We start from the raw sequence: 1,224 nt of genomic DNA, 5'->3' as shown, positions 1-1,224 counted from the left end.
CCGGCAACCGCCGCCCCCAGAACCAACACGGCGCCGATGCCGACGAGCACCGCCAACGCCGAGCGAACCGCTTGCGCCGAGTGCGCCGGATTCGCCATCTTCGGGTACAGCACGACGCCCACTGCCTGTGGCAGCCAGAACGCCACCTTCGTCGCGACGGCGCCGAGTGCGTAGACACCGGCGTCGTACTCACTGAGGACGACGCGGACGATCAGCAGGTCCAGCGAAGACAACGCGATCAACGCAAGCTGGACTTGTGACGCCGCGAGCACGGAGACGACGCCGATACGCACCGGACGGTCCTCGCTCACCGAGACGGTTCGGTCGACCACTCGAACTATCGCCACCAGCAACGCAGTTCCGGCCGCGCCGGCGACCAATGCCGCGCCTGCTCCGCCACCGAAAGCCAGAACGATCACTGCCGGAAGGACTTTCATCACCCCGGCTCCGGCCAGCACGGCACTGAGAGTGCCGAACCGACCGTGACCCTGCAACAACCCCTGCTCCGTTGCCAGTAGAACCAACATGGGCGCAGTCACCAATGCCGAGAACGACGCCACGATTCCGGTGTCGAGCAGCCACGCCATCGCCGGAGCGAGCGCCACCGCGAGGACGGCGACGATCGCGGTGCATCGATACCCCAACGACCGCAACGCATCTGTGCTCTTGCCACGCACCGCCTCGCGGGCGACCACCGTCTGCAACGCCAAAGCCGGAACCGCAAGTACCAACTGGGCGGCAAGCAGACTCGCGAACTCGCCGTAGCCGACCGGACCCAACCATCGGCTGGCCAACCATGCCAACAGGTACGACGCGACATTGGCCGTCATCGATCCCACCAAAACCATGCCGACCCCGGCCGCGGCGGCGCGATCGAGTGGTTGGCGAGGCATGGCAGTAATGATGCACCACGTATCGTGCGCGTCATGACAGTGCAAGCCGGATACCGCCGTTACCTGCCTGCGGCGTACAGCCTGGCGCTGGCACTGTTGATCCTCGGACCGCTGCTCGGCCCCGGCTACCTCCTGCTGCGCGACGCCGTCAGCACGCCGCGCTCGTACTTGACCGACTCCGCCCTCGGACTCACCGACGCCGCAGCCCGCGCCGTTCCCCAGGACGCGCTGATCGCAGCGTTGAGCACCGTGATCGACGGCGGACTGGTGGTCAAGTTCATCCTGCTCGTGGCGCTCTGGCTCGCCGGTTGGGGTGCGGCGCGCATGGTCG

At 67.1% G+C, this 1,224-nt stretch carries 1 protein-coding gene and 1 pseudogene; one reads left to right on the top strand and one right to left on the bottom strand.

Annotated features, from left to right (window positions below):
* The coding region (locus YH3_RS07155) for a hypothetical protein (RefSeq protein WP_064443179.1) at nt 1-893 on the bottom strand (893 nt) is incomplete at its 3' end.
* 33 nt (nt 894-926) lie between these two features.
* Between YH3_RS07155 and YH3_RS36620 the strand changes: the two are divergent.
* Nucleotides 927-1,224 (top strand): annotated as a pseudogene (locus tag YH3_RS36620) (hypothetical protein); the annotation flags it as partial.

The organism is Rhodococcus sp. YH3-3, assembly GCF_001653035.1.
Lineage (GTDB): Bacteria > Actinomycetota > Actinomycetes > Mycobacteriales > Mycobacteriaceae > Rhodococcus_F > Rhodococcus_F qingshengii.
This window is presented reverse-complemented; position numbering and strand designations above follow the sequence as displayed.